The sequence below is a fragment of the Marinoscillum furvescens DSM 4134 genome, from assembly GCF_003386095.1.
Lineage (GTDB): Bacteria > Bacteroidota > Bacteroidia > Cytophagales > Cyclobacteriaceae > Marinoscillum > Marinoscillum furvescens.
Window position 1 is genome coordinate 31,794 of sequence record NZ_QREG01000025.1, and the last position, 23,569, is coordinate 55,362.

Consider the following 23,569-nt stretch of genomic DNA (forward strand, 5'->3'; position numbering starts at 1 on the left):
ATTAGCTTGCCTTTTCTTCCGCCCAGATTTCCTCTAGCTGAGCCAAAGGCAAATGTAGTATATGACCTTTAGTATTTTTTACTTTCACCTCGCTGCTTTGCACTTCCAAAACTTCCGCAAGGAATACAGCTCCATTTGATTGAATGAAGTTTAGTTTTTTGCCCGATCCAATGAATTGTTCGAGCTGATTGGTAGCAAGTCGTACTTGTTTCTTTGCCATTGCTATTCCATGATTTTTTCGAAGGTATCGGTCTTGCTGGGGTCTAGTTTGCTTAGTATTTCAAAGGACTGCTTTTTCTGCGTTGGGGTGCCTTCTTTGAAAATCTGGGCGAGTTCTTCGGCCTTTGCATCCAAAAAGCTAATGGTAAGGATGGACCGGGGACGTGATCTGTTTGCTGTTTCCACGCCTTTGAGGCTGTTTAGGATGTTGTTACGCGCCGTTTCGGGCTCTTCCTGAAAGATGTCTAGTCCCTGAATGTGGTACGTATAGAGTGCCTGACGGATGGGTTCGAAGTTGCTGCCCAATAGGTTTTCGTTGAGCCAATACCTGTTACGAACGCTGTTGAATTGGGACCAACCGGGGTAGTTGGAGTTTTGTGCGTTTGCCACTATTTGATTGGCAATCTGGAAGTACCGGGTACCGCCTAACTCAGAAAAAGTATCATAATCCAAACCAATGATGATGTACGCATAGTAGGCGAGTAGTGAGGTGATGTTGTTGGTAAAAGCGTTTTCATTGAACTGTAAGGGCTGGGACTGTACGTAATCAAACTGCCAGTCTCTGTCGGCAAAATTGAGCACTACAGTCTCATAGTCGGAGTTATACACCGGTCTGGAAGAAAGTATTTGTACGGAAGCTCCCCACTTTCCCGAACTCGGGTTGGATTCGTTTGGGTCCATGGTCAGGATAATGTTGCAGTTGATGCGTTCTTCCTGTAGAAATTCATCTTCCGTCCATTTACGGTTGTTGAGAAATTGCGCAAAGGCAATTTCCATGTCATCGAATATTTTGCGTTCTGTGGTCTGAACCTGCTGAGCATTGATGACTACCCGGCAGTTGAGTTCCTGACCTACTGCGGACAGAGTAGCGATTAGGGCTATGATACAAAAAAGTCTATTCATTGAGTGCTTGTTGCAAGAGGTCTACCAAATCTTTGGCAACCTCAGTCTTAGTTTTCAACTCAAAATGGTGCACATTATTATGCTTATCAAAAATAGAAACTTTATTGGTGTCATGAGCAAAACCGGCACCGTCATGATTGAGTGAGTTAAGAACAATCATGTCCAGATTCTTACGTTTCAGTTTTCCCAGCGCATTGGTTTCCTCATTGTCGGTCTCCAGCGCAAATCCAACGGTAAATTGTTTGTCCTTGATTGCTCCCAGTTCTTTGGCTATATCTGGGTTGGGCACAAGGGTGATTTGTAGATTTTGCTCGGTTTTTTTGATTTTGGAGTCCGCCACTTCTCCTGGTCGGTAGTCTGCTACAGCCGCAGTGAAAATGGCTATATCGCTCGAAACAAAGTAGCTTTTGGCTGCTTCGTACATTTCCTGTGCGGAGGTCACCCGTGTCACTTGTATATTTCGGTGTTTGGGGTAGGTAAGGGTAGGGCCAGATACTAGCTGTACTTGTGCGCCTCGCGAGGCGAGCTCCAGTGCTATAGCTGTTCCCATTTTTCCTGTAGAGTGGTTACCAATAAACCGGACAGGATCGATAGGTTCATGTGTAGGGCCAGAGGTTATAACTACTTTCTTACCTTTAAAAGATTCGGCTGTCCCAAAGAATGAAGTGATGCGCTCCATGATGTGCTCGGGCTCAGCCATGCGTCCCTGGCCACTGAGGCCACTGGCTAGCTCGCCATCTTCTGCCTCTATTACGATATTCCCGTAGGAAGTCAGTTTGCTGAGATTGTGCTGTGTGGTAGGGTGCTGATACATGTCCAGATCCATGGCCGGGCAGACCATCACCGGGCAGCGAGCAGATAAATAAACCGCTGAAAGAAGGTTGTCACACAAGCCATTTGCCAGCTTGCCGAGCGTGTTAGCACTCATGGGAGCAATGACGATGAGGTCAGCCCAAAGGCCAAGCTCTACATGGTTGTACCATTCGCCATTTTCGTTTTTGTAAAACGAAGTGAGTACGGGGCGTTTAGATAATGTGGCGAGGGTAAGTGGTGTAATGAAGTCCTTGGCACTTTTCGTCATAATCACCTGTACTTCAGCACCAGACTTGACAAGTAAGCGCACAAAAAAAGCGGTTTTGTAGGCTGCTATGCTGCCACAAACCGCTATCAATACTTTTTTTCCTTCCAGCATTGCTGGGGGGATTAAGCTTCGTCCGAATCTGCGTGTCTAAACGAAACCTTGCCTTCCAAAAACTCTTCTACAGCTACAGTAGATGGCTTTGGCATGCGCTCATAAAATTTAGAGATTTCAATTTGCTCTCTGTTTTCGAAGATTTCTTCCAGGTTATCTACAGAAGAAGCAAACTCAGCAAGCTTAGAGTTAAGTTCTTCTTTTTGCTGTGCAGCAATCTGTCTCGCTCTCTTACCGATAACTACGATAGATTCGTAGATATTACCACTAGGAGCCGCGATGTGCTCATTGTCTCGGGTTATTAAAGATGCGTTTGTTGCCATGTCCTATTATTGATTCTTGTTATTTTGATCTGCAAAGGTAGTTAATTGTTCGATGCTATCCGCATAAAATTTCTCAGCTCTTTTCAGGTACTTGCTATCCGGATATTTATCTACAAATTTTTGGTAGAGGTCTACCGTGTTTTGGTAGCGCTCCTCTTGTTTGGTTCTGATACTTACTTCAGCCAAATCAAAAGCTGTTTCTATTGCCAAAAAGGCAATTTCTTCATTAAACTTCGAATCTGGATAGTCGTATTGAAAGTTGTCAAAAGCGATTAGTGCGGCTTTATAACGTCTTAGCTGATAATAGAGTTTCGCATTGTCATATGCTTTGCGTTCCAGCTTTACCTGCATTTCGTCTATCAGATCATCGGCTTTTTCAGCATATTCTGAAAAAGGGTACCTGTTCAAAAAGTTTTGCATGGCAGCTATCGCCTCATAAGTACTTGTCTGGTCCAGACTGGATTGCGGAGACTGCTTATATAGTGAAAAAGCATACATGTATTGAGCTTCTTCTACATATTCACTGCGGCCATATACTTCTGTAAACAGCTTGAAGTAGTGGGAGCTAAGGATGTATTGTTTCTGATGAAAATACGCATAGGCGTGACGAAAGTTTGCTAATTCTGCTTCTTCAGTACCCCTGATTATAGGCAGTATTTCTTCTAGCAAAACGCCCGCTTTGTAATAATCACCCTCATCATAGTATTCCAGGGCTGCATTGTATTTCACTTTCCAGTCACCACTCTTCTGTATTTTGCGAAACTCTGAACAAGCAACGCTTGCGAATGCTATGGTTAAGAGAAGGATGTTTCTAAATGTAATCGTCATGTGCATAAATTGGTCGCAAACTTAGTGCATTCCATTTTCTAATTAAAAAAGCTACTCATCATCAGGTTTCAAACCTCTTGACGGTCGATTTATTGCTCTGTTTGGGTTGTTAGTATTGAGCCCGGGTGCTCCTGGAGGCCTCATTCCCTTGTTTGGTGTCAAGCTTTTTGCTGGATTAGGTGGAGCTACTTTCGGTTCGTCTTCCTCTTCTGTCAAATCCTCCAGTGCGCCTTTGGCTTTTAGAATGGCCGCTGTTTTTGGGTCATAGTCAGGGTCTAAATACGGCGCTACATCGTAGAGTGTTGGCCGCTCAGAAGACCGCCAGCTAAAGTTGTCCAGACGCTGTACCTCAGGTGTAAGCTCATGTGGAGGAATAAACTGAGCCTCTGGTTCGGTATACACTGAGAAACTGGACAGTTTCTGGTCCTGAAACCGAATCTGCATGGTCGCACAGAAAATTTTATTCATGCCCATCAGGAGCGAATCCCCTTCTTCCAGTGCAAAATAGAGGATTTCACCATTGCCATTTACGTCTATTTTGTCGATTTGATTGTCTTCAAAAAACGCCAGCATGTTGCGCCCTTTTATCTGGTTGTAGTTGCCTATGGAGTCTTCAGAGATTAGGAACGAATTTGTACGCAAATTCATTCGCTTAATTTCGTCTTCACTTACTTCCAGTGAAATGGTGTCCCCAGTGATTTGGTTGCTGTTGTTCCACATTACCGGGTCCTTATAAAAGTAGATGATGGAGTCCTGGTTGAAATATGCCATGCTGTCCGCAATGCCCTGAAGTCCTTCTTTGTAGACTTTAATGTCGTGATAAGCCAGTATGCGTTTGGCTGAGTCATATTTGCTTTCGATAGCCACCAGGGTATCTGCAGCCAGGTAAAATGTGTCTGCTTCCAGGATTCTTTTCATCAAAGGGTTACCATACACCTTGCTTATCCCATTGCGTCGATCATAGTAGCCTTCATCTCCGGTGATGATCACATCTTCGTCTTTGGCGCGTAGCACCACATTAGAGATGGCTTTGTAGTATTTTTCGGCTTCATCGAAAAACAGCTCATCTCCTTCGAGGTAATAATCTTCTGTTTCTACGTTACCTTCAATAAACTCCGATTCGTCTACGACCGTGCGAAACTCACCGCCTTGAGCATGCAGGGTGGTGCCGTCTTCGGTAGTGATTTTGGTAGGCCCAAAGGTGTAGGCCACTTTGGTGATCGTATTGTACCGAAGGGTATCCGTATAGAGGGTGAAATCGGGTGCAGTTAAGACCACATCAGTGTAAAACTGCGCATAATCGTCTAAGGAAAAATAGTATCCCACTTCACTGGTGAGTACGTTGGTGGTATCGATGAGTTTTCCTGAGTTGAAATAGTGGGCAATCTCAGCATCTAGGTCGTAATCTAAAAAATCAGTGTAGAGCTCTCGCTCTCCTTCACGATACACTACATCCTCACGAAGTTTGGCCATGCGCTGATCTCCTTCGTAGTTGAGCTTTTTTGAGGTGATCACTATGGAATCATCAACAATGCGCACATTGCCTGACGCTTCCATTACGTTGCGCTTGCGGTAAAAGTAGGAGGTGTCGCAGTATACCGTGGTGCTCTTCTGCGTAAAGATTACATTGCCAGTAAGCTTACGATAGTTTTCGCCATTTTTTCTACCATATTCCAGTTCGTCGGCTTTGTATTTGATGCGTTCGTTGGACTGACCCCAGGCATCTGGTGTCAGTAGAAAAAGGACGATCAGGAATGTATAATATTGCAGTATCTTGAGCATGAGCGTGCAAAGCTAATAACTCTAAACGATTGGAAACCTACGAAGATGATGTACGAGGCATTTTTAACATTTATTAAAGCACATCAGATGCCAATAGAAGACCAGAAAATATTACTGGCTGTAAGTGGAGGTGCGGACTCTATGGTGATGGCTCATTTGTTTCTTCAGCAGGATATAGCGTTTGGTGTTGCGCATGTCAATTATGGTTTGAGGGGGGAGGACTCCCATGGAGACGAAGCGTTGGTGAGCAGCTGGTGTGCGGATCACAACATATCGTGTCACATACACCAGGTGGAACCAGAGGCCTTTCTTAGGGGAGATTCTACTCAGATGATCGCTAGAGATATACGCTATAGTTTTTTTGAAAAACTACAGCATGAATGTGGCTATAACGTGGTAGCCACAGCTCATAATGCTAACGATAACCTGGAAACAGTGCTTTTGAATTTGACCAAAGGCACAGGAATTCGCGGGTTGGTAGGAATTGCTCCAGTGAAAGGTCATGTCATTCGTCCCCTTCTTTTTGCTACCAAACAAGAGGTCTATGCATACGCAAAAAAGGAAGGATTGTCGTGGCGAGAAGATAAGAGTAACCAAAAAAATGACTACCAAAGAAATTTGATTCGCAATGAGGTAGTGCCTCTGTTGAAGCAAATAAACCCATCGCTAGAACAGACCTTTGGCCAAACGTGGGAGCGTCTGGTTGGATGTGCTGAAATTGTGAAGGGAGACGCAGACCGTTTTCCCATCGAAATGGACGGCAATCAACACAAGCTGGATGTTTCCTGGGTTCGCAATGATGCGGCATCAGGAGTGAGGCTATCAGAGTTGTTGCGTGTGTATGGTTTCTCGTATACTGATATTACTGACCTTAAAAGGAGTATTATAGCCAACCACAGTGGAAAGATGTTTATGAGTGCTACGCATGTAATCAACCTGGATCGACAGGTTCTGCTCATCAGTAAAAAAGGCGATCAGGACCTTCAAAAAACCATGATAGCAGACAGTACCGGGATTTATAAATGTGGAAAGGTAAGTTTTAAGGTTTCGACCGAAAGCGGCAATGACCTCCCCATTCACATTCCACCACAGGTAGGTTATTTTGATTTACACAAGGTGAGTTTTCCATTGGAAGTGAGCCCATGGGCAACCGGAGACTCCTTTCGGCCGCTGGGCATGAAGGGCAAAAAAAAGGTCAGCGATTTTATGATTGATACCAAAATTCCCGTAACATTGAAACGTGAGGTGTTGACCATGAAAAGCGCTGGAGAAATCATGTGGATAGTAGGTCACCGAACGGATGACCGGTTTAAGGTTACCTCACAAACAAGGACAATGCTCAGAATAGAAGTGACCCCCGATGCTTAAGATTTTTAGAAAGAAATATTCACCGGAAGAGCAGAAGTTTTTTTCTTTTCTGAGAAAAAACCGGCTCTTTGAAAACCTGACTGATGAGGAGCTCTCACAGTTTACGCCTTACCTGTACCTCAGAAAGTATAAAGGTAATGAAGTGGTGTTTTTTACAGGCGATCCTAGTCAAGCGGTCTATATCATCAAGTCTGGAATCGTTTCATTGAATCTGGACATAGGCGAAGGGTTTGAAAAGCTGATGACCATGCGTTCGGGGAAGCTGTTTGGTGACAATGCCTTGCTGGAGCGCACCAAGCGGATTTATACGGCCATCGTGATTACGGATGAGTGCGAGCTTTATGTACTCCCCAAAGCCAATCTTACAGAGGTGATGAATGACCATGCCAGCATCCGAGCCAAGTTGATGACAGCTTTTGGAGAGATGTACAATGAATATATGAGTAACCTGTTTCAGACCTACAAGTCATCGTTAGGCTTTTTTGATCTGGGTACTGTCTACAGTGACCTCAAGCTTTGAGCGTGCAATCCTTTGCAATTCGCCGTTTGGGTAGTAGTTTTGGCGCGTCATTAATTTCTCATCTCATAAACTTTATATAGACATGAAAGTAACCGTGGTAGGCGCAGGCGCAGTAGGTGCTAGCTGTGCTGAATACATTGCGATTAAAGATTTTGCTTCAGAAGTTGTGTTGATTGACATCAAAGAAGGTTTTGCGGAAGGTAAGGCTATGGATTTGATGCAAACAGCTTCATTGAATGGTTTTGATACCAAGATAACTGGTACTACCAACGATTACACAAAAACTGCTGACAGTGACATTGCGGTGATTACTTCTGGTATCCCAAGAAAACCGGGTATGACGCGTGAGGAGCTGATCTCTACCAATGCAGGTATTGTAAAGTCTGTGGCTGAGAATTTGATCAAGCATTCTCCTAATGTAATCATTATCGTGGTTTCTAATCCTATGGATACCATGACGTACCTGGCTCACCAGGCTACTGGTCTTCCCAAAAACCGTATCATCGGTATGGGTGGTGCGCTTGACTCTGCTCGTTTCAAGTACCGACTGGCTGAGGCACTAGAGTGCCCTGCATCTGATGTAGACGGTATGGTGATCGGTGGACATAGTGATACTGGAATGATTCCACTTACCCGACTAGCTACACGAAATAGTGTGCCTGTTTCTAAGTTTTTGAGTCAGGAAAAACTGGACTATGTGCGTGACGAAACAAAAGTAGGTGGTGCTACACTCACTAAGCTTCTGGGCACTTCAGCATGGTATGCTCCTGGTGCTGCAGTATCAGCTATGGTTCAGGCTATTGCTTGTGATACCAAGAAAATGTTCCCTTGTTCTTGCCTGCTAGAGGGAGAATATGGCTTGAGCGATATTTCTATTGGAGTACCTGCTATCATTGGCAAAAATGGTATTGAGCAGATTGTAGAAATAGAACTGGACGATGCTGAAAAAGCTAAGTTGGAAGAGAGTGCCGCTGCAGTGCGTAAAACCAATGGGTTGCTTTAAGCAGCAATCAAAAATATAAGATAAATTCAAAAGCCGGCTCTGCCGGCTTTTGTCATTTTACAGGCATGGCATTTGGCATCTATTCATAAAATTCATCTAACGAATGGCATGCACGTTTGTGTTTTGCAGTGCTACTATCGTATTTTGTGACTCGATCGCAAAAACCGACCAAAAGTTCGCTTTTAGAAAAAAACCATGATAGAAAAATACGACCAACTCATACAGCAAAGTGACCTCATTAGTAGAGATCTGAGCTGGCTACATTTTAACTACCGGGTGCTGGACCAGTCTATGCGGGAAGGAAGGAGCCTGCCAGACAAACTGAAGTTTGTTGCCATTACAGCTTCCAATGCCGATGAGTTTTTCATGATCAGAGTAGGAAGTTTGTACAACTATCTGGATTATGGGAAAGATCGTATTGACTACTCTGGGCTAAGGGCTGTGCCTTTTAAGCGGAAATTGTTGCATGACTACAAGGAATTTGCCAAGGTTCAGCACGAGCATTTCACCCAATCGTTGGTTCCTGAGTTTTCAAGTCATGGTTTTCAGGTACTTGCTTTTGATAAGCTCCAAAAACGTGAACGCGAACGCGCTAGCAACTACTTCCATAAGATCGTATTTCCAATGCTCACCCCGATGGTGTATGATAGCTATCATACTTTTCCCATCCTGATGAACAATATTTTGATATTCGGGGTGGTCACAAAAACCCAGGAAAAGAAGGAAAAGAAAAAGATGTCTTTCATCCAGATACCTCAAAACCTGCCGAGGTTTTATGAGATGGAGCGAAAGGACAAAGTGATCTTTGTGCCCATTGAGGAGATTGTTCGGGAGCATATCAACGTGATTTTTAAGAATGTTGAAATCATTTCTGCTACACTATTTAGAGTGACACGAAATGGTGATTTTACGCTGGAAGAATCTGAAGATGCAGAGGCCAACTTCATTGAGGAGATGAAGAAAAAACTCAAAACCCGTAAAACGGGAAGGGTGGTCCGACTGGAAGTAGAGGCTAATTATGATAAGTGGCTGCTGAAGCAACTAAAAGCCAAGTATGAGATAGAAGATGATAACCTGATAGAAGTGCCCAAAGGGGCGCTGATGGACTATACTGGCTTGTGGCAAATCGTAAAACATGAAGACCTACAGGACATAAGCAAGGACAGCCCAAAACCTGTGCCGCCCATCAGCATGGCCGAGTATGAGGATCAGGATATGTTTAAGATCCTAAAGGATAGAGATATATTACTGCATCACCCATACAACAGCATTGACCCGCTATTAGATCTACTGGATCAGGCTGCAGAAGATCCCAATGTACTTTCGATCAAGCTGACGATTTATCGGTTGGCAAAAAATTCGAGGGTGGTCAATGCGCTGTTGAATGCCGCAGAGAATGGAAAGCACGTATCAGTTCTTTTTGAAGTGAAAGCGCGTTTTGATGAGGAAAATAACATGAAAGAAGCGCAGCGACTACAAAAAGCAGGCTGTTTTGTTATCTACGGTGTGGGAATGCTCAAGACCCATACGAAGTTGCTGCTTATTGTACGTAGAGAAGGCGAAAAAGTACGGCGATTCGTGCACATGTCTAGTGGCAACTACAATGAAGATACCTCAAGACTCTACACCGATATTGGTTTGTTGAGCTCAGACGAGGGGTATGCCAATGATGTTCAGGAGTTTTTCAATGTAATTACGGGTCACTCCATACCGGACAAATATGAAAACCTGATCACAGCTCCATCAGAGATGCGTACACGTCTCATCGAGCTCATCGGCAGGGAAGAAGCCAATGCCAGAGAAGGAAAATCTTCCGGTATTGTAATTAAGATTAATTCTTTACAGGATAGTGATACCATCATGGCGCTATATGCAGCTTCGCGTGCTGGAGTGCCTATTCATTTGATAGTGAGGGGTATTTGTTGTCTGCGACCTGGTCGAGAAGGACTTAGTGAAAATATCACCGTTCGCTCTATTGTGGGCGAGTATCTGGAGCACAGCCGTATTTTTTACTTCCACAACGAAGGCAAACCACTGGTCTATAGCGGAAGTGCCGACATGATGGTGCGTTCGTTTGAGCGTAGGTTGGAGTCGCTGTTTCTCATAAAAGATCCACTGCTAGAGCAGCAGGCAGTCAATATATTGGCTTACAATCTGCGAGACAATGTAAACGCTTATGAAATGAATGAGGATGGCTCCTTCACAGCTGTAACACCTGGAGAACGGCCTCCTTTTAACATCCACAAAGAGTTTTATAAAGTAAAGCGTGAAAGCGTAATGGCTGCCAAACTTATAAATTAATGCAAGCGGAAGACTGGATACAACACCTGGAAATGGAAGCCCACCCAGAAGGTGGCTACTTTAAAGAAGTCTATAGAAACCCCAATACCATCCAAATCATGCAAGGGGGCGGTACTCGCAACCTGAGTACTTCGATTTATTTTTTACTCAAAAGCGGGCAAAAGTCCCATTTTCATCAGTTGGAATCGGATGAGCTGTGGTACTATCATGTTGGCAGTAGTGTTACGGTACACATACTGGACCATGGCCAATACCGTCAGGAAACCCTGGGGCCGAATGTCTCACAGGGTGAGCAGCTGCAGCTGGTCATTCCGCGCCATGCGGTATTTGCCGCTGAGGTGACCTCCGCGGATTCGTTTACCCTCATGGGGTGTATGGTAAATCCCGGTTTTGATTTTAAAGATTTTCGGATGCCAGGTGCAGAATCGCTAAAGAGGGAATATCCCCAATACGCTGACCTCATTGAATCGTTTACACTAGCGGAGTAAAATTCGCACGGTAGCCACGTGATGCTTATCACGAAGCTGTAGGAGATATATCCCTTCAGGAAGTTTGCTCAGGTCTACAGGCGCGGTGGTAGCAGTGCTGTCTTGGAGCAGTTTCTGGCCAGTGAGTCCAAAGATTCGAATATGAGCCGCTGAGGTGGTGAGCTTCCTGTCGGTAATTTTGAAGTTGAAATGCTTTGTGACTTGAAGTGGTTGGCTATCCATCATCAAATAGGAAATCACTTCTTTGAAAATAGCCGACCAGTAGGCTTCATTGTGGCCCTGGTGAGGATGCACCCGTTTGGTTATCGCACTTGGAGGCCAGCCGTTCGTTTGCAGTGTAGCAGCTATTCTGTTCATGTTATTCGCCACGGTGGCGGACTCATCTCCACCAGCAGCCATGTACAACTTTTGCGGTCCTTTAGGGGTGATGCTATCTGTAAAACCAAAAAACTCAGGGTTATACCAAAAAGCAGGAGATAGCGCACCTATTTTGCCAAAAATGTTAGAGTACTTAAGGCCTGCATAGAACGAGATGATTCCACCGAGCGAGCTACCAATAATGGCGGTATTTGATGCGGAGGTTAAGGTGCGGTAGTGCGCATCAATGTGCGGCTTGAGTGTAGAGACCAGAAAGTCCACATATGCTTCACCTTCACCGCCTCCATACTGGGTGTTGATCCAGGGGGCATATTCATCCATTCGGTGTTCGCCACCATTGTCTATACCCACTACGATCGCCGCAAAATTTTGTGTTTCGAATAAATCGTTCAGTGTTTCGTCTACATTCCATTCACCAGAAAAAGAGGTGGAATTGTCAAACAGGTTTTGCCCGTCATGCATGTAAATCACCGGGTAGGAAGTTTTCGTTTGGTGGTAGTTAGGAGGTAAGTAGATCCAGATATTTCGTTTTCGACCAAGCTGAGGGATTTCGAAATCCTTAAGTATACTTACATTTTCTGATCGAGTACTATTTGGAGAGGAGCTTCCATCTAGCAAGTCTTTCCATCCTTGAATATAGAGCTTCAATGTGTCTTCACCTGAAGGTTGATAGGTACGATTGCCTATATCGTTTCCATAGCCATCAGATTCCACCGTGTTCCAATCGCCACGTGTAAACTTGAAGGCAACTTCACCCTCAAGATTCAGTGTGATGTAGTAGTTTCCAGCGTCATCTTTTTGAAGCTGATGAGCTTCGCTTGCCGGATTCCAGTCGTTGAGGGTTCCAGCCAGATAGATAGGGGCATTTTGGGGGTGGTTTTCAGGTAAATCGGCAATGACTATTGTCGTTTGGCTGTTGGCCATTAATCCCCAGAAGAGAAGGGGGATGCTCAGTAATATTCGGGTCATGGGGGCTTGTTTTGTTACAAGGCTACTGGCTTTTTGACTAAAAGCCAATAAAAAAGCACTGCCCTCAGTAGAGAGCAGTGCCCAAAATATTCAACGGGTATATGGTTTAGCCTTCGCTAGGCTTGTTTTTCTTTTGCCAGAAATACAGAAAGGTAAATACGCCAATGAGCGAAAGCGGAATAATAGCAATGTTGGCAAGCGTAGCCTGACCTGCAGCCAGTTCTAATGCATCGCCTGTGAGTCCTTCAGCACTGAGTGAAGCCCTGTGGCTTTGTATCCACCCACCAATGATCGGCTGGAAGATGCTAAGGCCGAGCATACCTACTCCACCAATGAGCGACATGCCCAATGCACCAGTTTTTGGCAAATACTCAGCTACAAACGAGATCATCGTAGGCCAGAAATAGCAAACGCCCACTGCAAAGAGAATGGCAGCAACATAAACCATAGGCCCGGTAGCCAGGCTCATAGCAAAAATGGCTACTGCTGAGATTACAGCCGAGCCTAGCAATACACCAGTGATGTTGAGTCTGTGGATCAGTGGTCCGGCAAACATTCTACCCACGGCCATCAGTACGGTTACCAGTGCCAGTACAAGTAATGGCTGAGCCCCGGAATTGGCCAGGATGCGCTCCACCCAGCTCTGCGTACCCAGTTCGGTAGTAGCTGTAAGCGCCATACATATGAGCATTACCCAGTAAATTGGCGAGCTGAAAATCGCTTTTACATTGTCGCGAGTGGAGACTGTGGTTTCCTTTGGTGCCTCTGGAAACTTCTGTCCCCAAAAGAGCAAAAAGTAAATCAGTGCAGGGATGTACATGACGGCAATCTTAATTTGCCAGCCACCACCTATGCTGCCGATGGTCAGGGCTATGATGGATCCTATAGCAATACCGCCCGGAAACCACACGTGAAACCTGTTGAGCATCGTAGCGCGATTGCTCGTGTACATTGCAGCAATCATGGGGTTGTAGGCTGCTTCCACCATGCCATTGGCAAAGCTGATAAAGAAGGTGGAGAAAAATAGTGTGTAAAAGCTATTGGACAGGATCGAAAAAGTGATCCCCAGAAAGTGACAGAAAAAGGCCACATTACCGATTTTCTTAGGACCCAGTGAATTGTACAGCGGTCCGCCTACGAGGGTAGCAATGGGAAAACCAAATATTCCCATAAAGTTGATCCACCCAAGTTGCTTGTCGTTGAGGCTCATGTCTGCCACCAGATCGTTCATGATACCTGCTCTAATGCCAAATGCAAAGGCTGTGGTGAGTAGCGCAAAGCAGCTCGCTACAAATAATCTGTTTCTATTCAATTGTTTTTCCATGTGTTCAAATAAGGTTAGGGCGGTCAAGTAAATAAATCGCCATATGAATATCAAAACTCTAGATTAATAAAATTGTAAAAACATGTCATCTGCAAACGATTCCGCAGTAGTAAACTTTGAATTTCGTAGCTAATCTTGATAGATTTCCAATCTTTTTGGCCAGTAGGCCAAATTTCATTTTATCGAATCAAAACCAGAAAACACACCGACTTCATGAACAAAGGAAAAATCAAGCTTGGACTTATCGGCGGAGGGCCGAATTCATTTATAGGACCTGTACACCGAATAGCTGCCTATATGGGTGAGCGTTACGACCTGGTAGGTGGAGTGTTTGATATAGATTATGAGCAGAGTAAGGCATTCGCCGAAAAGCTGGAGCTGGATGCCAGTAGAGCGTATAAAGACCTGGATGATTTTATTTCGGGAGAGCTTAGCCGTCCTGCAGACGAACGTATCGAAGCAGTAAGCATCCTCACTCCGAATTTTTTGCATTACCCAATGGCCAAACGACTGGTAGGTGAAGGGTTTCATGTAATATGCGAAAAGCCTATAACCATGACAGCCGCTGAAGCGGTAGAGCTGGCGGAGCTCGTAGAGCAAAAAGGAGTGGTCTTTAGCCTTACACATACGTATACAGGTTACCCAATGGTACGCCAGATGAAAGCCATGATAGCTGCTGGAGCTTTAGGGAAAATCCACAAAATGGATGCGCAGTACTACCAGGGATGGATCAATCCTTTTATCCATGAAAAAGACAAGCGCGCCGGGGTGTGGAGGCTAGACCCTGCCAAGTCTGGTCAAAGCTGTTGCTTTGGAGATATAGGGGTGCATGCATTCAATCTTCTAGAATATACCACAGGTTTGACCATCAACAAAGTGCTTGCAGACATCAACACCCTCTATGAAGATAATCCCCTGGATGTAGACGGTACAGCACTCGTACGTACCACCGATGGAGTACGAGGCATCGTGAGAGCTAGTCAGATTGCTACTGGGGAAGAAAACAACATAGTGGTGACTGTATACGGAGACAAAGCAGGCCTGAGATGGGAGCAAGAAAATCCTACTTACCTGAAGTTTATGGAGGAGGGGAAACCAGCCCAGATCTTAAAGCCAGGCAACCCTTACCTCAGTGAGTTTTCACTGGAGAGCACTAAAATCGCTCCAGGCCACCCGGAAGGACTCTTCGATGCTATGGGCAATATCTACAGCGGAACCGCTCAGGCTATCCGCAAAGAAAGTTATCGAGATGGAGCATTTCCTACAGTGCAAGACGGTGTGAGAGGGATGAATTTCATTGAGGCTGTATTAGAGTCGAGTAAAAATGGTCAGGTCTGGGTTTCTATATAACTTTTAGCTCAGAAAAAGATTCATTCATCATTTAAACAATTCCAACGTATGCAACATCGAAAGCTTAGAATGGGTATGGTTGGCGGTGGTAGAGGCTCTTTTATCGGCGCTGTACACCGCATGGGGGCCAATCTTGACGGACAGATTGAACTGGTTTGTGGAGCTTTTAGCAGTGATCCGCAGCGATCTGTAAAGTCAGGCCATGACCTGTATTTACCAGAAAACCGATGCTATGCCACTTTTGAAGAAATGGTCCTGGAGGAGCAAAAGCTGCCAGAAGGTGAACGAATGGATTTTGTATCCATCGTAACGCCCAATCACATGCATTTTGCACCTGCAAAAGCTGCTTTAGAGGCTGGATTTCCAGTGATTATTGATAAGCCACTGGCTTTCACTTTAGAAGAAGCTAGAGAATTAAAACGGATAGTATCTGACACCAGACTCCCATTTGCGGTCACCTATACTTATGCTGCTTACCCTATGGTCAAGCAAGCCCGAGCCATGGTCCTGAGCGGGGCTATTGGTAAAGTAAGAAAAATAATGGTGGAGTATCCACAGGGCTGGTTGGCAGAAAAACTGGAGGATACAGACTCCAAACAAGCATCATGGAGAGCAGACCCGAAGCGTGCAGGTATAAGCAACTGCTTTGGTGACATTGGTACTCATTTGGCCAATATGGCTGAGTATGTTTCAGGATTGAAAATTACTGAAGTGCTCGCTGAGCTCAACGCATTTGTGCCTGGGCGTACGCTAGACGATGATGCCAATGTGCTTCTTAAGTTTGAAAAAGGTGCGAATGGCGTGCTGTCAGCCTCTCAAGTAGCTACTGGAGAAGAGAATGACATCAAAATCCGAATTTACGGCGATAAAGGAGGGCTGGAATGGTCTAACCGCGATCTGAATACCTTACTGGTAAAGCCACATGGTGCACCCGTTCAGATCTATCGGGCAGGAGGCAACAACCCGTATTTGCACGATGCGGCTTTAGCGCATATCCGTACTCCGGCAGGTCATCCGGAAGGCTATATAGAAGCTTTTGCAAATATTTATCGAAACTTCTCTTTTGATGTGAGGAGCCATTTGGGTGCTGCTTCAGAGAAAAGTTCCTTCATGGATTACCCAGGGATCAATGATGGCGTAAAAGGTATGGCCATGATTAAGGCTGTGGTGGAAAGCTCCGCCAATGGCAATGTGTGGACTCAGGTGGAATCCTAAACACTTTGACATCAAAGTATGAAATAGAGTTTGCCTCCGGCATCTTCATTTAAAACTTTAAAAAAAACTTACATTATGAAAACCATTAAAGGGCCAGCAATATTTCTGGCGCAGTTTGCAGACGATACAGAACCATTTAACAACCTTAAAAATATCTGCCAATGGGCAAAAGGTATTGGCTATAAAGGCGTACAAATACCTGCATGGGATACCCGGCTGATAGATGTCAAAAAAGCCGCTGAAAGTCAAACCTACGCTGATGAAATCAAAGGTATTGTCAATGAAGCAGGTCTTGAAATTACAGAGCTGGCTACTCACTTGCAGGGGCAACTGGTAGCGGTTCACCCTGCCTATGATACCATGTTCGACTCTTTTGCGCCTGACGCATACAAAGGAAACCCCAAAGCCCGAACCGAATGGGCTGTGGATCAGGTAAAAAGTGCAGCTACTGCGAGTAAGAATCTGGGTATCAATGTGATGGCTAGCTTCTCGGGAGCGTTGCTGTGGCACACTGTTTATCCCTGGCCGCAGCGTCCTGCAGGTCTGGTGGAGACAGGCTTCAAAGAGCTTGCTAATCGGTGGATGCCTATTTTGGATCACGCCAAAGACAATGGCGTAGAGATATGCTATGAACTGCATCCGGGTGAAGACCTTCATGATGGGCTTACCTACGAGCGCTTTTGGGAGGCTACCGGCAAGCACGATTCGGCTAAGATCCTCTATGACCCATCGCACTTTGTATTGCAACAGCTCGACTACCTGCAGTTCATAGATTTTTACCATGAAAATATTCGCATGTTTCATGTTAAAGATGCCGAGTTTAACCCTACGGGAAAGGCAGGCGTTTATGGAGGATTTGAAAACTGGGTAGATCGTCCCGGTCGATTCCGTTCATTGGGTGATGGCCAGGTGGACTTTAGTGGTATTTTCAGCAAGCTCAGTCAGTATGGCTATGATGGATGGGCTGTACTTGAGTGGGAGTGCTGCATTAAGTCACCTCAGCAAGGAGCGGAAGAAGGTTCTGTATTCATTCAGGATCATATCATAGAAGTGACCGAAAAGGCATTTGACGATTTTGCGGGAGCTGCTCCTGATGAAGCAATGAATCGCAAGATTTTGGGCTTGTAAGCCTGACAAAGTAAAGTATAGAAGTATAAAAGAAGTATGAAGAAGTTAAATGTAATGATCACAATGCTCCTGGTATTTGCCTTAGGCTGCCAGGAGCCTCAGCAAAAGCCGGATAGACCATTGAAAGCATGGGTGTTTCGGTCTGTTTTAGATGAAAAGCCCAGGATGGTGACTGCCGCACTGCATGATGATGTGTGGGTAGCGTATGATGCCCGAACTGCCAGCTTGTACAAAGCATGGAAAGGTGGTGTGAATTTCGACGGAGCGGTATATACTACTGTACACGGGCCACAGCCAACGAGTAGCGGATATGCCTACTATACAGACGCTGAAGAAAATGTAGAATGGTTTGTAGTTGAAGGTGGCAAAGTACTCACACCAGAAGTTCAGTACCGCGGGCACAGGTTTGAAAACAATCGGGTGATATTTACTTATGAGCTGAAAGTTGGTGATCGGCGCATTGTGGTAGAGGAAAGCCCTGAGGCCATACGGCGAGGAAGCCAGAATGGTTTGGAGCGGAAATTTACCGTGCAAACGGCAGGTGAATTTCGCGTGGGACTTTATACTACCGTTTCTTCATTGATTAATGAGCGGGATTATAAGACTACTGGAGATTTTCAGGTTACGTCAGTGGATGTGGATGAATACCCTGGAGGAAGCCTTACGAATGTTTCGGGAATACTGACTCTAAATAGTGAAGGTGCTACTTTATTGAAGTCTTTTTTTCACGAAGGATTTGAAACTGCAGGAGAAAGCACTTCTTCTGATGAAAGTATGGAAATGCCGGGAGCGGCACTGATCGAGCGAAGTGACTGCAAGTCGTGTCACAATGCTGAAGTAAAAACTGTGGGGCCAGCCTATGTGTCAGTGGCGCGCAAGTACAGCGACTCTGAGGAGAGCGTAGATATGCTGGCCGGTAAGGTGATCAAAGGTGGTAGTGGTGTTTGGGGTGAAGCAGTGATGACGCCCCATCCAAACCTCGACGAGGAAGATGCCAAAGAAATGGTTCGCTACATTCTTTCACTGGATGATGACGAAGAAAATGATGCGGAAGCCTGGCATGCAGGCACCAAAACCGTACCCCTGAAATTGAAAGATCAATTAAGAATCGCCAAGGAAACTCCAGGTGTGGCAGCCTATTTGTACCTCTATAGTGGTGATCAGCCCAACTTCGAAACCCTCAAAAAGGACGGTGCACCTATTCAGGGATCGGTTGTTTCACAGATTCATGTGCTCGAGGAATCCGACCTGGGTGAGCGTACACAGGATGTGGCCGTACTTTTCAAAGGCAATTTAAGAATTGATAAAACAGCTAGCTATAGCTTCCGAACCGTGTCCGATGACGGGTCCAGGCTGTTTATAGATGACCAAATGGTAGTAAACAACTGGGGGTTTCATGGAGCTGAACCCAAAGATGGTGAAGTGTACCTCACTGCAGGAGATCACCCTTTCGAGCTGCACTACTTTCAGGGTGGGGGTGGCGGAGCCGTTTCCTTCCAGTGGTTTGATAAGCAAACTGGCAGGTTCGAAGTGGTGCCTGAAGATATGATGTTTGTGACTAGCAAAGATTTCTTGCAAGTAGAGGCTTATGTAGATGAAGATAAGCTGGTAAAAGCAATCCCTGGAGATCAGCGCTGGTTGGCTGGCGTGCATCCGGCTTTTGATTTGTTTCAAGCCCGGCCAGATGATTTCAAACCTAGAGTAGGTGGTATCGACTTTCTTTCTGCCGATGAGATGCTGGTGTGCACCTGGGATTCGCTGGGGCCAGTATATAAAGTCAGCAACTTTAGAGCCGAAAACCCTGATGATATTCAAGTGGAGCTGATCGCTACTGGCTTGGCTGAGCCGCTCGGTATCGAAGTAGTAGATGGAGAAATATACGTACTCCAAAAACAAGAACTCACCCATCTCAAAGACAATGATGGCGATGGGATTATAGATGAGTACCGTACTGTTTCTGATGACTGGAAAGTATCCGCAAATTTCCATGAATTTGCCTTTGGGCTGGTGTACAAAGAGGGCTACTTCTATGGTGCGCTGGCTACAGCCATATTGCCTGGAGGGGCATCTGCCCAACCTCAGATAGAAGACCGGGGTAAGATTGTGAAAATATCCAAAGAAACAGGAGAGGTAGAATTTATCGCATCAGGCCTGCGTACTCCCAATGGTATAGGCATCGGTCCTGACGGAGAGATATTTGTAGCTGACAATCAAGGAGACTGGCTACCGGCATCTAAAATCAACCACGTACGCGAAGGGGCATGGTATGGTTCCAGGTCTGTAGATCCGGAAGGTACCCAGGGCATGGTGCAGGACGAGCCAGTAGTTTGGCTTCCGCAAGATGATATTGGAAATTCTCCCAGTACTCCCGTATACCTCGATAAGGGCCCGTATGCCGGACAAATGATCCATTGTGAAGTTACACATGGTGGAATAAAGCGGGTGTTTGTTGAGCAGGTAGATGATATTTACCAGGGAGCTGTATTTCGTTTTTCACAAGGGTTGGAAGCAGGTATCAATCGCCTTGCTTGGGCACCTGACGGCAGCCTTTTGGCTGGCGGTATAGGTGTTTCAGGTAACTGGGGACAAGTAGGTAAGCTCAATTACGGCCTGCAGCGACTGGTTTACAATGAGCAGTCTGTTTTCGAAATGTTGTCGGTAAGCGCCCGTTCCAATGGTTTTGAAGTAATCTTTACAGAGCCCATAGCAGCGGGTCAAAACATTAGTGCTGATGACTTTTATATTGAACGCTTTTATTTTGAACCTACAGCAGAGTACGGAGGCCCTAAACTGGATCAGACGGAATTAGAGCCTACCAGTTTTCAACTTTCTGAGGATAGGAAAAAGATTTTCTTCGAACTGGATGGCTTGAAGGAAAAACATGTCGTTTATTTACGGATCAGAAGGCCTTTTGTGAGTGAATTACAACATGAGCTGTGGACGACTGAAGCCTGGTACACACTAACCAATATACCAGGGGATAAGCCAGGTTTTACTTCGGATTATACAGTACAGCACAATACGCTTACCGATAATGAGCAACAGCAAGGATGGAAATTGTTGTTTGATGGGAAGTCTACTGGTAAGCTGCGTAATTTCAAATCTGAAGATTTGGGAAAGAAATGGTCAGCAAAAGACGGTACCTTGCATTTTGCTGGCAAGGGGTCTGGAGATGGCTGGCAGGCTGAGGATGGAGGTGATATCATCCTGACAGATCGCCCCTATGAAAACTATGAGTTTTCAATAGATTGGAAAATTTCCCAAGGGGGAAATAGTGGTATCATTTACCATGTAGTAGAAAGTGAAGATTTCGATTATGTATGGCAAAGTGGCCCCGAGTATCAGTTGCTAGACAATGCTCGTCATCCTGACGGACAAATAGAAAAGCATCGAGCCGGAGATCTTTACGACATGATCGAGACGAAATTTGTGACGGTAAATCCTCCTGGAGAGTGGAACCGAACAAGAATAAAGATCAAAGACGGGCATGTAGAACACTGGCTCAATGGCTATAAAGTGGTGGAATATGATCTGGGTACTCCAGAGTTTCAGGCCATGGTAGCGGCGAGTAAGTTTTCTGAAATGCCAGGATTTGGTCAAGCCAAGGCAGGACACATCGCATTGCAGGATCACGGCGATGAGGTGTGGTTTAGAAATATAAAAATTAGACCATTATAACGTGAGGAAAATTGTACTATTGGCCGTAGTGGCTATCATTGGCGCATGCAGTGAGCATGCGCCATCAGATTCATCAGATTTAACACCACCTGAAGAAAGTAGATTCGTTCAGGAAATTTTTGAAACTAACCTTTATGAGCCCACAGAGTTGGTGGTGCTTCCAAAAGGAAACAAGATTTTGTTTACACAAAGGAGGGGACAGATTTTTGAGTATGACATTCCTTCTGAGCAGCTGAGGATGTACGACTCTATCCCGGTGTTTTCCACCTTTGAGCATGGCCTCATGGGGATAGCACTAGACCCTGAATTCAAACAGAATAATTGGCTTTACATTTATTATTCACCAGTGGGGGATGAGCCTGTGCAATACTTATCCAGGTTTACGTATTCGGCCTCTGGGTTGAAAAACGAAAAAGTTGTACTCGAAGTACCCGTACAGCGTGAAACATGCTGTCACACTGGTGGGTCTATAGAGTTTGGCCCTGATGGTTTGCTGTATCTTTCCACTGGAGATGATACCAACCCTTTTGCCTCTAATGGTTTTTCTCCATCAGACGAACGACCGGGTCGTAAATCATGGGATGCCCAGCGGACCTCAAGTAATACCAATGATTTGAGAGGGAAAATCCTTCGGATAAAACCTGAGCCAGATGGATCTTACAGTATTCCTAAAGGCAACTTATTTGAAGACAATGATCCTCGTACACGGCCTGAGATCTATGTGATGGGCTGTAGAAACCCATATAGAATTGGAATCGATTCAAAACGCGGCTGGTTGTTTTGGGGTGATGTGGGGCCTGATGCCCGAAATGATAAAGAGAACAGAGGTCCCAGGGGACATGATGAATGGAATGTGGCAAAATCTCCTGGATATTATGGATGGCCGCTCTTCGTTGGCAAAAACTATGCATACAACAGGTACGATTTTGAAACGGGAGAGTCCTTTGCGAAGCATGATCCTAAAAAGCCGATCAATCAATCGGTAAATAATACTGGATTGCGCGAATTGCCTCCAGCCAGACCAGCTACTATTTATTATCCATATGCTAAAACGGACATATTCCCGCAGGTTGGCAGTGGCGGTCGCAATGCTATGGCGGGTCCGGTGTACTACAGTGACCAATATCAGGGCCGAGAAAAGTTCCCAAAATTCTTTGATGGACGCGTGCCTTTCTTTGACTGGATGCGTGGGTTCGTTTTCTTTCTGGAGCTGGATGAAGAAGGCCAGCCTACAGACTGGTACCCTTTCATGCCCAATACCAAGTTCAATAACCTGATAGATATGGAATTTGGACCGGATGGTACGTTGTATCTTCTGGAATACGGAACAGGGTGGTTTTCACGCAATGAAAATGCTAAGCTATCACGTGTGCGTTATGTTGCAGGAAATAGACCTCCTGTGTTGGAAGCCTCTGCTTCGGTAACCAAAGGTACCTCGCCGCTCACGGTGGTGTTTGACGCATCCAAATCCTATGATTATGACGGTCACTCGTTGAAGTTTACCTGGGATTTTGATGGGGAGATTTTGAACGACTCAGTGGTAACCTACACTTTCGATGAGGACGGAGTTTACTATCCGGAATTGGTGGTTTCAGATCCTAAAGGCGGTAAGCGTTCACAGCAGTTTGTCATCGAAGTAGGAAATGAGCCCCCAGTTGTACAGATAGCCATTGATGGAAATGAAAGCTTTTTCTGGCCTGGACGAAACGTAACATACGAAGTGAAAGTATCTGATCTGGAAGACGAGCAGAATGGTGAGATAGATGAATCCAAAATTGCTTTTGAGATTTCCCACTTTCAATCTTCAGATCAGGCCGAAGCGCTCGGACACCAGGTGCCAGTAGCTGGAGGCTTGGAATTGATCAATTCTCTGGACTGTATGGGATGTCACAAGATTGACGGTCCTTCGATAGGTCCTTCTTACCAGCAAGTAGCAAAGCGTTATCAAAATGAGCAAAATGCTGTAAACTATCTGGCCCATAAAATCATCAATGGAGGTGGAGGAGTTTGGGGAGAGCAAGCAATGTCTGCCCATCCAGATCTGAGCAACGATGATGCGGAGAGTATAGTAAACTATATACTCTCACTGGCTCAGCCTAAAGGTGACCCTCTTGCAGGTACTTTTGTCACGGAAAAGGAGGAAGGCAGATATTTGTTTTCTGCAAGCTATGAGGATCAGGGTAAAGGATCACTTAAGCCTATTTTGGAGCGTAAGAATATTTGGCTCATGCCGTATAGTCTTCCAGGAGATGATTTTGACGATTCTAATGATATTCAGGCTCGAGGAGGACGTATCAATAGTATTTATCATGGTTCTTGGGTGAGCTATGAATCTGTAGATCTGACTGGAATCAAAGGGCTAAATCTTAAGCTAAATCGGGTGAGACCTGTAATAGTGGAAGTGAGAAGTGGTTCAGCTGAAGGTCAACTTTTAGGTAAGAATGAAATACAGGAAGGTGAAAACCCTGAGGAACTGACTATCAGTTTACAGGGAGCTACAGGCTTTCACAATGTATTTGTCGTCTTTAAAAAACCAGGTGTAAAAGATCAACTGATTCGAGTAAATAGAGTGGAGTTTTTACCTGAGTCTAACCAATAGC

Annotated in this window: 18 protein-coding genes; 10 read left to right on the top strand and 8 right to left on the bottom strand. The window is 45.2% G+C overall.

The genetic code is table 11. From position 1 onward, the window contains the following. Position 1 precedes the first annotated feature (1 nt). From C7460_RS20005 to C7460_RS20030, 6 genes are read right to left on the bottom strand one after another with little or no spacing between them, the layout of a single operon-like run. Positions 2-220, bottom strand: a complete 219-nt coding sequence (locus C7460_RS20005) for a hypothetical protein (RefSeq protein WP_115869918.1) — start codon at positions 218-220, stop codon at positions 2-4. A 2-nt stretch (positions 221-222) separates the two neighbouring features. Then, positions 223-1,122, bottom strand: a complete 900-nt coding sequence (gene porD, locus C7460_RS20010; protein WP_115869919.1) for a type IX secretion system protein PorD — start codon at positions 1,120-1,122, stop codon at positions 223-225. After that, the gene (gene coaBC, locus C7460_RS20015; RefSeq protein WP_115869920.1) at positions 1,115-2,314 is read right to left on the bottom strand and encodes a bifunctional phosphopantothenoylcysteine decarboxylase/phosphopantothenate--cysteine ligase CoaBC; all 1,200 of its coding nucleotides are present in this window, start codon (positions 2,312-2,314) and stop codon (positions 1,115-1,117) included. Before coaBC ends, porD begins: the two co-directional genes overlap by 8 nt. Positions 2,315-2,325: 11 nt before the next feature. After that, complete coding sequence (locus tag C7460_RS20020; protein WP_115869921.1) at positions 2,326-2,637, bottom strand: DNA-directed RNA polymerase subunit omega; 312 nt, start codon at positions 2,635-2,637, stop codon at positions 2,326-2,328. A gap of 6 nt (positions 2,638-2,643) precedes the next feature. Beyond that, positions 2,644-3,465, bottom strand: a complete 822-nt coding sequence (locus C7460_RS20025) for an outer membrane protein assembly factor BamD (RefSeq protein WP_245986494.1) — start codon at positions 3,463-3,465, stop codon at positions 2,644-2,646. 51 nt (positions 3,466-3,516) lie between these two features. Further along, positions 3,517-5,247, bottom strand: a complete 1,731-nt coding sequence (locus C7460_RS20030; RefSeq protein WP_115869923.1) for an OstA-like protein — start codon at positions 5,245-5,247, stop codon at positions 3,517-3,519. 45 nt (positions 5,248-5,292) lie between these two features. Between C7460_RS20030 and tilS the strand changes: the two genes are divergently transcribed. The 5 genes from tilS to C7460_RS20055 all read left to right on the top strand — a co-directional run bounded on the left by tilS (position 5,293) and on the right by C7460_RS20055 (position 10,927). Next, positions 5,293-6,615, top strand: coding sequence for a tRNA lysidine(34) synthetase TilS (gene tilS, locus C7460_RS20035; RefSeq protein WP_115869924.1), 1,323 nt, complete (start codon positions 5,293-5,295; stop codon positions 6,613-6,615). Then, positions 6,608-7,135, top strand: coding sequence for a cyclic nucleotide-binding domain-containing protein (locus C7460_RS20040; protein ID WP_115869925.1), 528 nt, complete (start codon positions 6,608-6,610; stop codon positions 7,133-7,135). Before tilS ends, C7460_RS20040 begins: the two co-directional genes overlap by 8 nt. Positions 7,136-7,217: 82 nt before the next feature. Next, positions 7,218-8,138: a malate dehydrogenase gene (gene mdh / locus C7460_RS20045; protein ID WP_115869926.1), complete on the top strand. Its 921-nt coding sequence runs from the start codon at positions 7,218-7,220 to the stop codon at positions 8,136-8,138. A 195-nt stretch (positions 8,139-8,333) separates the two neighbouring features. Beyond that, positions 8,334-10,439: a polyphosphate kinase 1 gene (gene ppk1 / locus C7460_RS20050; protein ID WP_115869927.1), complete on the top strand. Its 2,106-nt coding sequence runs from the start codon at positions 8,334-8,336 to the stop codon at positions 10,437-10,439. Further along, the gene (locus C7460_RS20055) at positions 10,439-10,927 is read left to right on the top strand and encodes a cupin domain-containing protein (RefSeq protein ID WP_115869928.1); all 489 of its coding nucleotides are present in this window, start codon (positions 10,439-10,441) and stop codon (positions 10,925-10,927) included. The genes ppk1 and C7460_RS20055 overlap by 1 nt, the downstream gene beginning before the upstream one ends. Here the strand turns inward: C7460_RS20055 and C7460_RS20060 are convergent. Next, positions 10,916-12,274 (bottom strand): alpha/beta hydrolase-fold protein, encoded by a 1,359-nt coding sequence (locus tag C7460_RS20060; protein WP_147303032.1) that lies wholly within the window; start codon positions 12,272-12,274, stop codon positions 10,916-10,918. The two genes, C7460_RS20055 and C7460_RS20060, sit on opposite strands and share 12 nt — an antisense overlap. Before the next feature lie 106 nt (positions 12,275-12,380). Then, entirely contained in the window at positions 12,381-13,598 is a 1,218-nt protein-coding gene (locus C7460_RS20065) for an MFS transporter (RefSeq protein ID WP_115869930.1), read from the bottom strand. A 213-nt stretch (positions 13,599-13,811) separates the two neighbouring features. On the opposite strand from C7460_RS20065, the gene C7460_RS20070 reads away from it, so the two are divergent. The 5 genes from C7460_RS20070 to C7460_RS20090 all read left to right on the top strand — a co-directional run bounded on the left by C7460_RS20070 (position 13,812) and on the right by C7460_RS20090 (position 23,568). Beyond that, the gene (locus C7460_RS20070) at positions 13,812-14,948 is read left to right on the top strand and encodes a Gfo/Idh/MocA family protein (protein ID WP_115869955.1); all 1,137 of its coding nucleotides are present in this window, start codon (positions 13,812-13,814) and stop codon (positions 14,946-14,948) included. Positions 14,949-14,996: 48 nt separating this feature from the next. Beyond that, positions 14,997-16,163 carry a Gfo/Idh/MocA family protein gene (locus C7460_RS20075; protein ID WP_115869931.1) on the top strand — a complete coding sequence of 389 codons (1,167 nt, stop codon included), beginning with the start codon at positions 14,997-14,999 and terminating at the stop codon, positions 16,161-16,163. Between the two features lie 75 nt (positions 16,164-16,238). After that, complete coding sequence (locus C7460_RS20080) at positions 16,239-17,291, top strand: sugar phosphate isomerase/epimerase family protein (protein ID WP_115869932.1); 1,053 nt, start codon at positions 16,239-16,241, stop codon at positions 17,289-17,291. A gap of 36 nt (positions 17,292-17,327) precedes the next feature. Continuing rightward, entirely contained in the window at positions 17,328-20,969 is a 3,642-nt protein-coding gene (locus C7460_RS20085) for a family 16 glycoside hydrolase (protein WP_115869933.1), read from the top strand. A gap of 1 nt (position 20,970) precedes the next feature. Continuing rightward, positions 20,971-23,568 carry a PQQ-dependent sugar dehydrogenase gene (locus tag C7460_RS20090; protein WP_115869934.1) on the top strand — a complete coding sequence of 866 codons (2,598 nt, stop codon included), beginning with the start codon at positions 20,971-20,973 and terminating at the stop codon, positions 23,566-23,568. The last annotated feature ends 1 nt before the right edge of the window (position 23,569 follow it).

Bases quoted from the DNA above. Each gene is read 5' to 3' on its own strand.
- C7460_RS20005 (WP_115869918.1), bottom strand. From the start codon at position 220: ATGGCAAAGAAACAAGTACGACTTGCTACCAATCAGCTCGAACAATTC.
- porD (WP_115869919.1), bottom strand. From the start codon at position 1,122: ATGAATAGACTTTTTTGTATCATAGCCCTAATCGCTACTCTGTCCGCA.
- coaBC (WP_115869920.1), bottom strand. From the start codon at position 2,314: ATGCTGGAAGGAAAAAAAGTATTGATAGCGGTTTGTGGCAGCATAGCA.
- C7460_RS20020 (WP_115869921.1), bottom strand. From the start codon at position 2,637: ATGGCAACAAACGCATCTTTAATAACCCGAGACAATGAGCACATCGCG.
- C7460_RS20025 (WP_245986494.1), bottom strand. From the start codon at position 3,465: ATGACGATTACATTTAGAAACATCCTTCTCTTAACCATAGCATTCGCA.
- C7460_RS20030 (WP_115869923.1), bottom strand. From the start codon at position 5,247: ATGCTCAAGATACTGCAATATTATACATTCCTGATCGTCCTTTTTCTA.
- tilS (WP_115869924.1), top strand. From the start codon at position 5,293: ATGATGTACGAGGCATTTTTAACATTTATTAAAGCACATCAGATGCCA.
- C7460_RS20040 (WP_115869925.1), top strand. From the start codon at position 6,608: ATGCTTAAGATTTTTAGAAAGAAATATTCACCGGAAGAGCAGAAGTTT.
- mdh (WP_115869926.1), top strand. From the start codon at position 7,218: ATGAAAGTAACCGTGGTAGGCGCAGGCGCAGTAGGTGCTAGCTGTGCT.
- ppk1 (WP_115869927.1), top strand. From the start codon at position 8,334: ATGATAGAAAAATACGACCAACTCATACAGCAAAGTGACCTCATTAGT.
- C7460_RS20055 (WP_115869928.1), top strand. From the start codon at position 10,439: ATGCAAGCGGAAGACTGGATACAACACCTGGAAATGGAAGCCCACCCA.
- C7460_RS20060 (WP_147303032.1), bottom strand. From the start codon at position 12,274: ATGACCCGAATATTACTGAGCATCCCCCTTCTCTTCTGGGGATTAATG.
- C7460_RS20065 (WP_115869930.1), bottom strand. From the start codon at position 13,598: ATGGAAAAACAATTGAATAGAAACAGATTATTTGTAGCGAGCTGCTTT.
- C7460_RS20070 (WP_115869955.1), top strand. From the start codon at position 13,812: ATGAACAAAGGAAAAATCAAGCTTGGACTTATCGGCGGAGGGCCGAAT.
- C7460_RS20075 (WP_115869931.1), top strand. From the start codon at position 14,997: ATGCAACATCGAAAGCTTAGAATGGGTATGGTTGGCGGTGGTAGAGGC.
- C7460_RS20080 (WP_115869932.1), top strand. From the start codon at position 16,239: ATGAAAACCATTAAAGGGCCAGCAATATTTCTGGCGCAGTTTGCAGAC.
- C7460_RS20085 (WP_115869933.1), top strand. From the start codon at position 17,328: ATGAAGAAGTTAAATGTAATGATCACAATGCTCCTGGTATTTGCCTTA.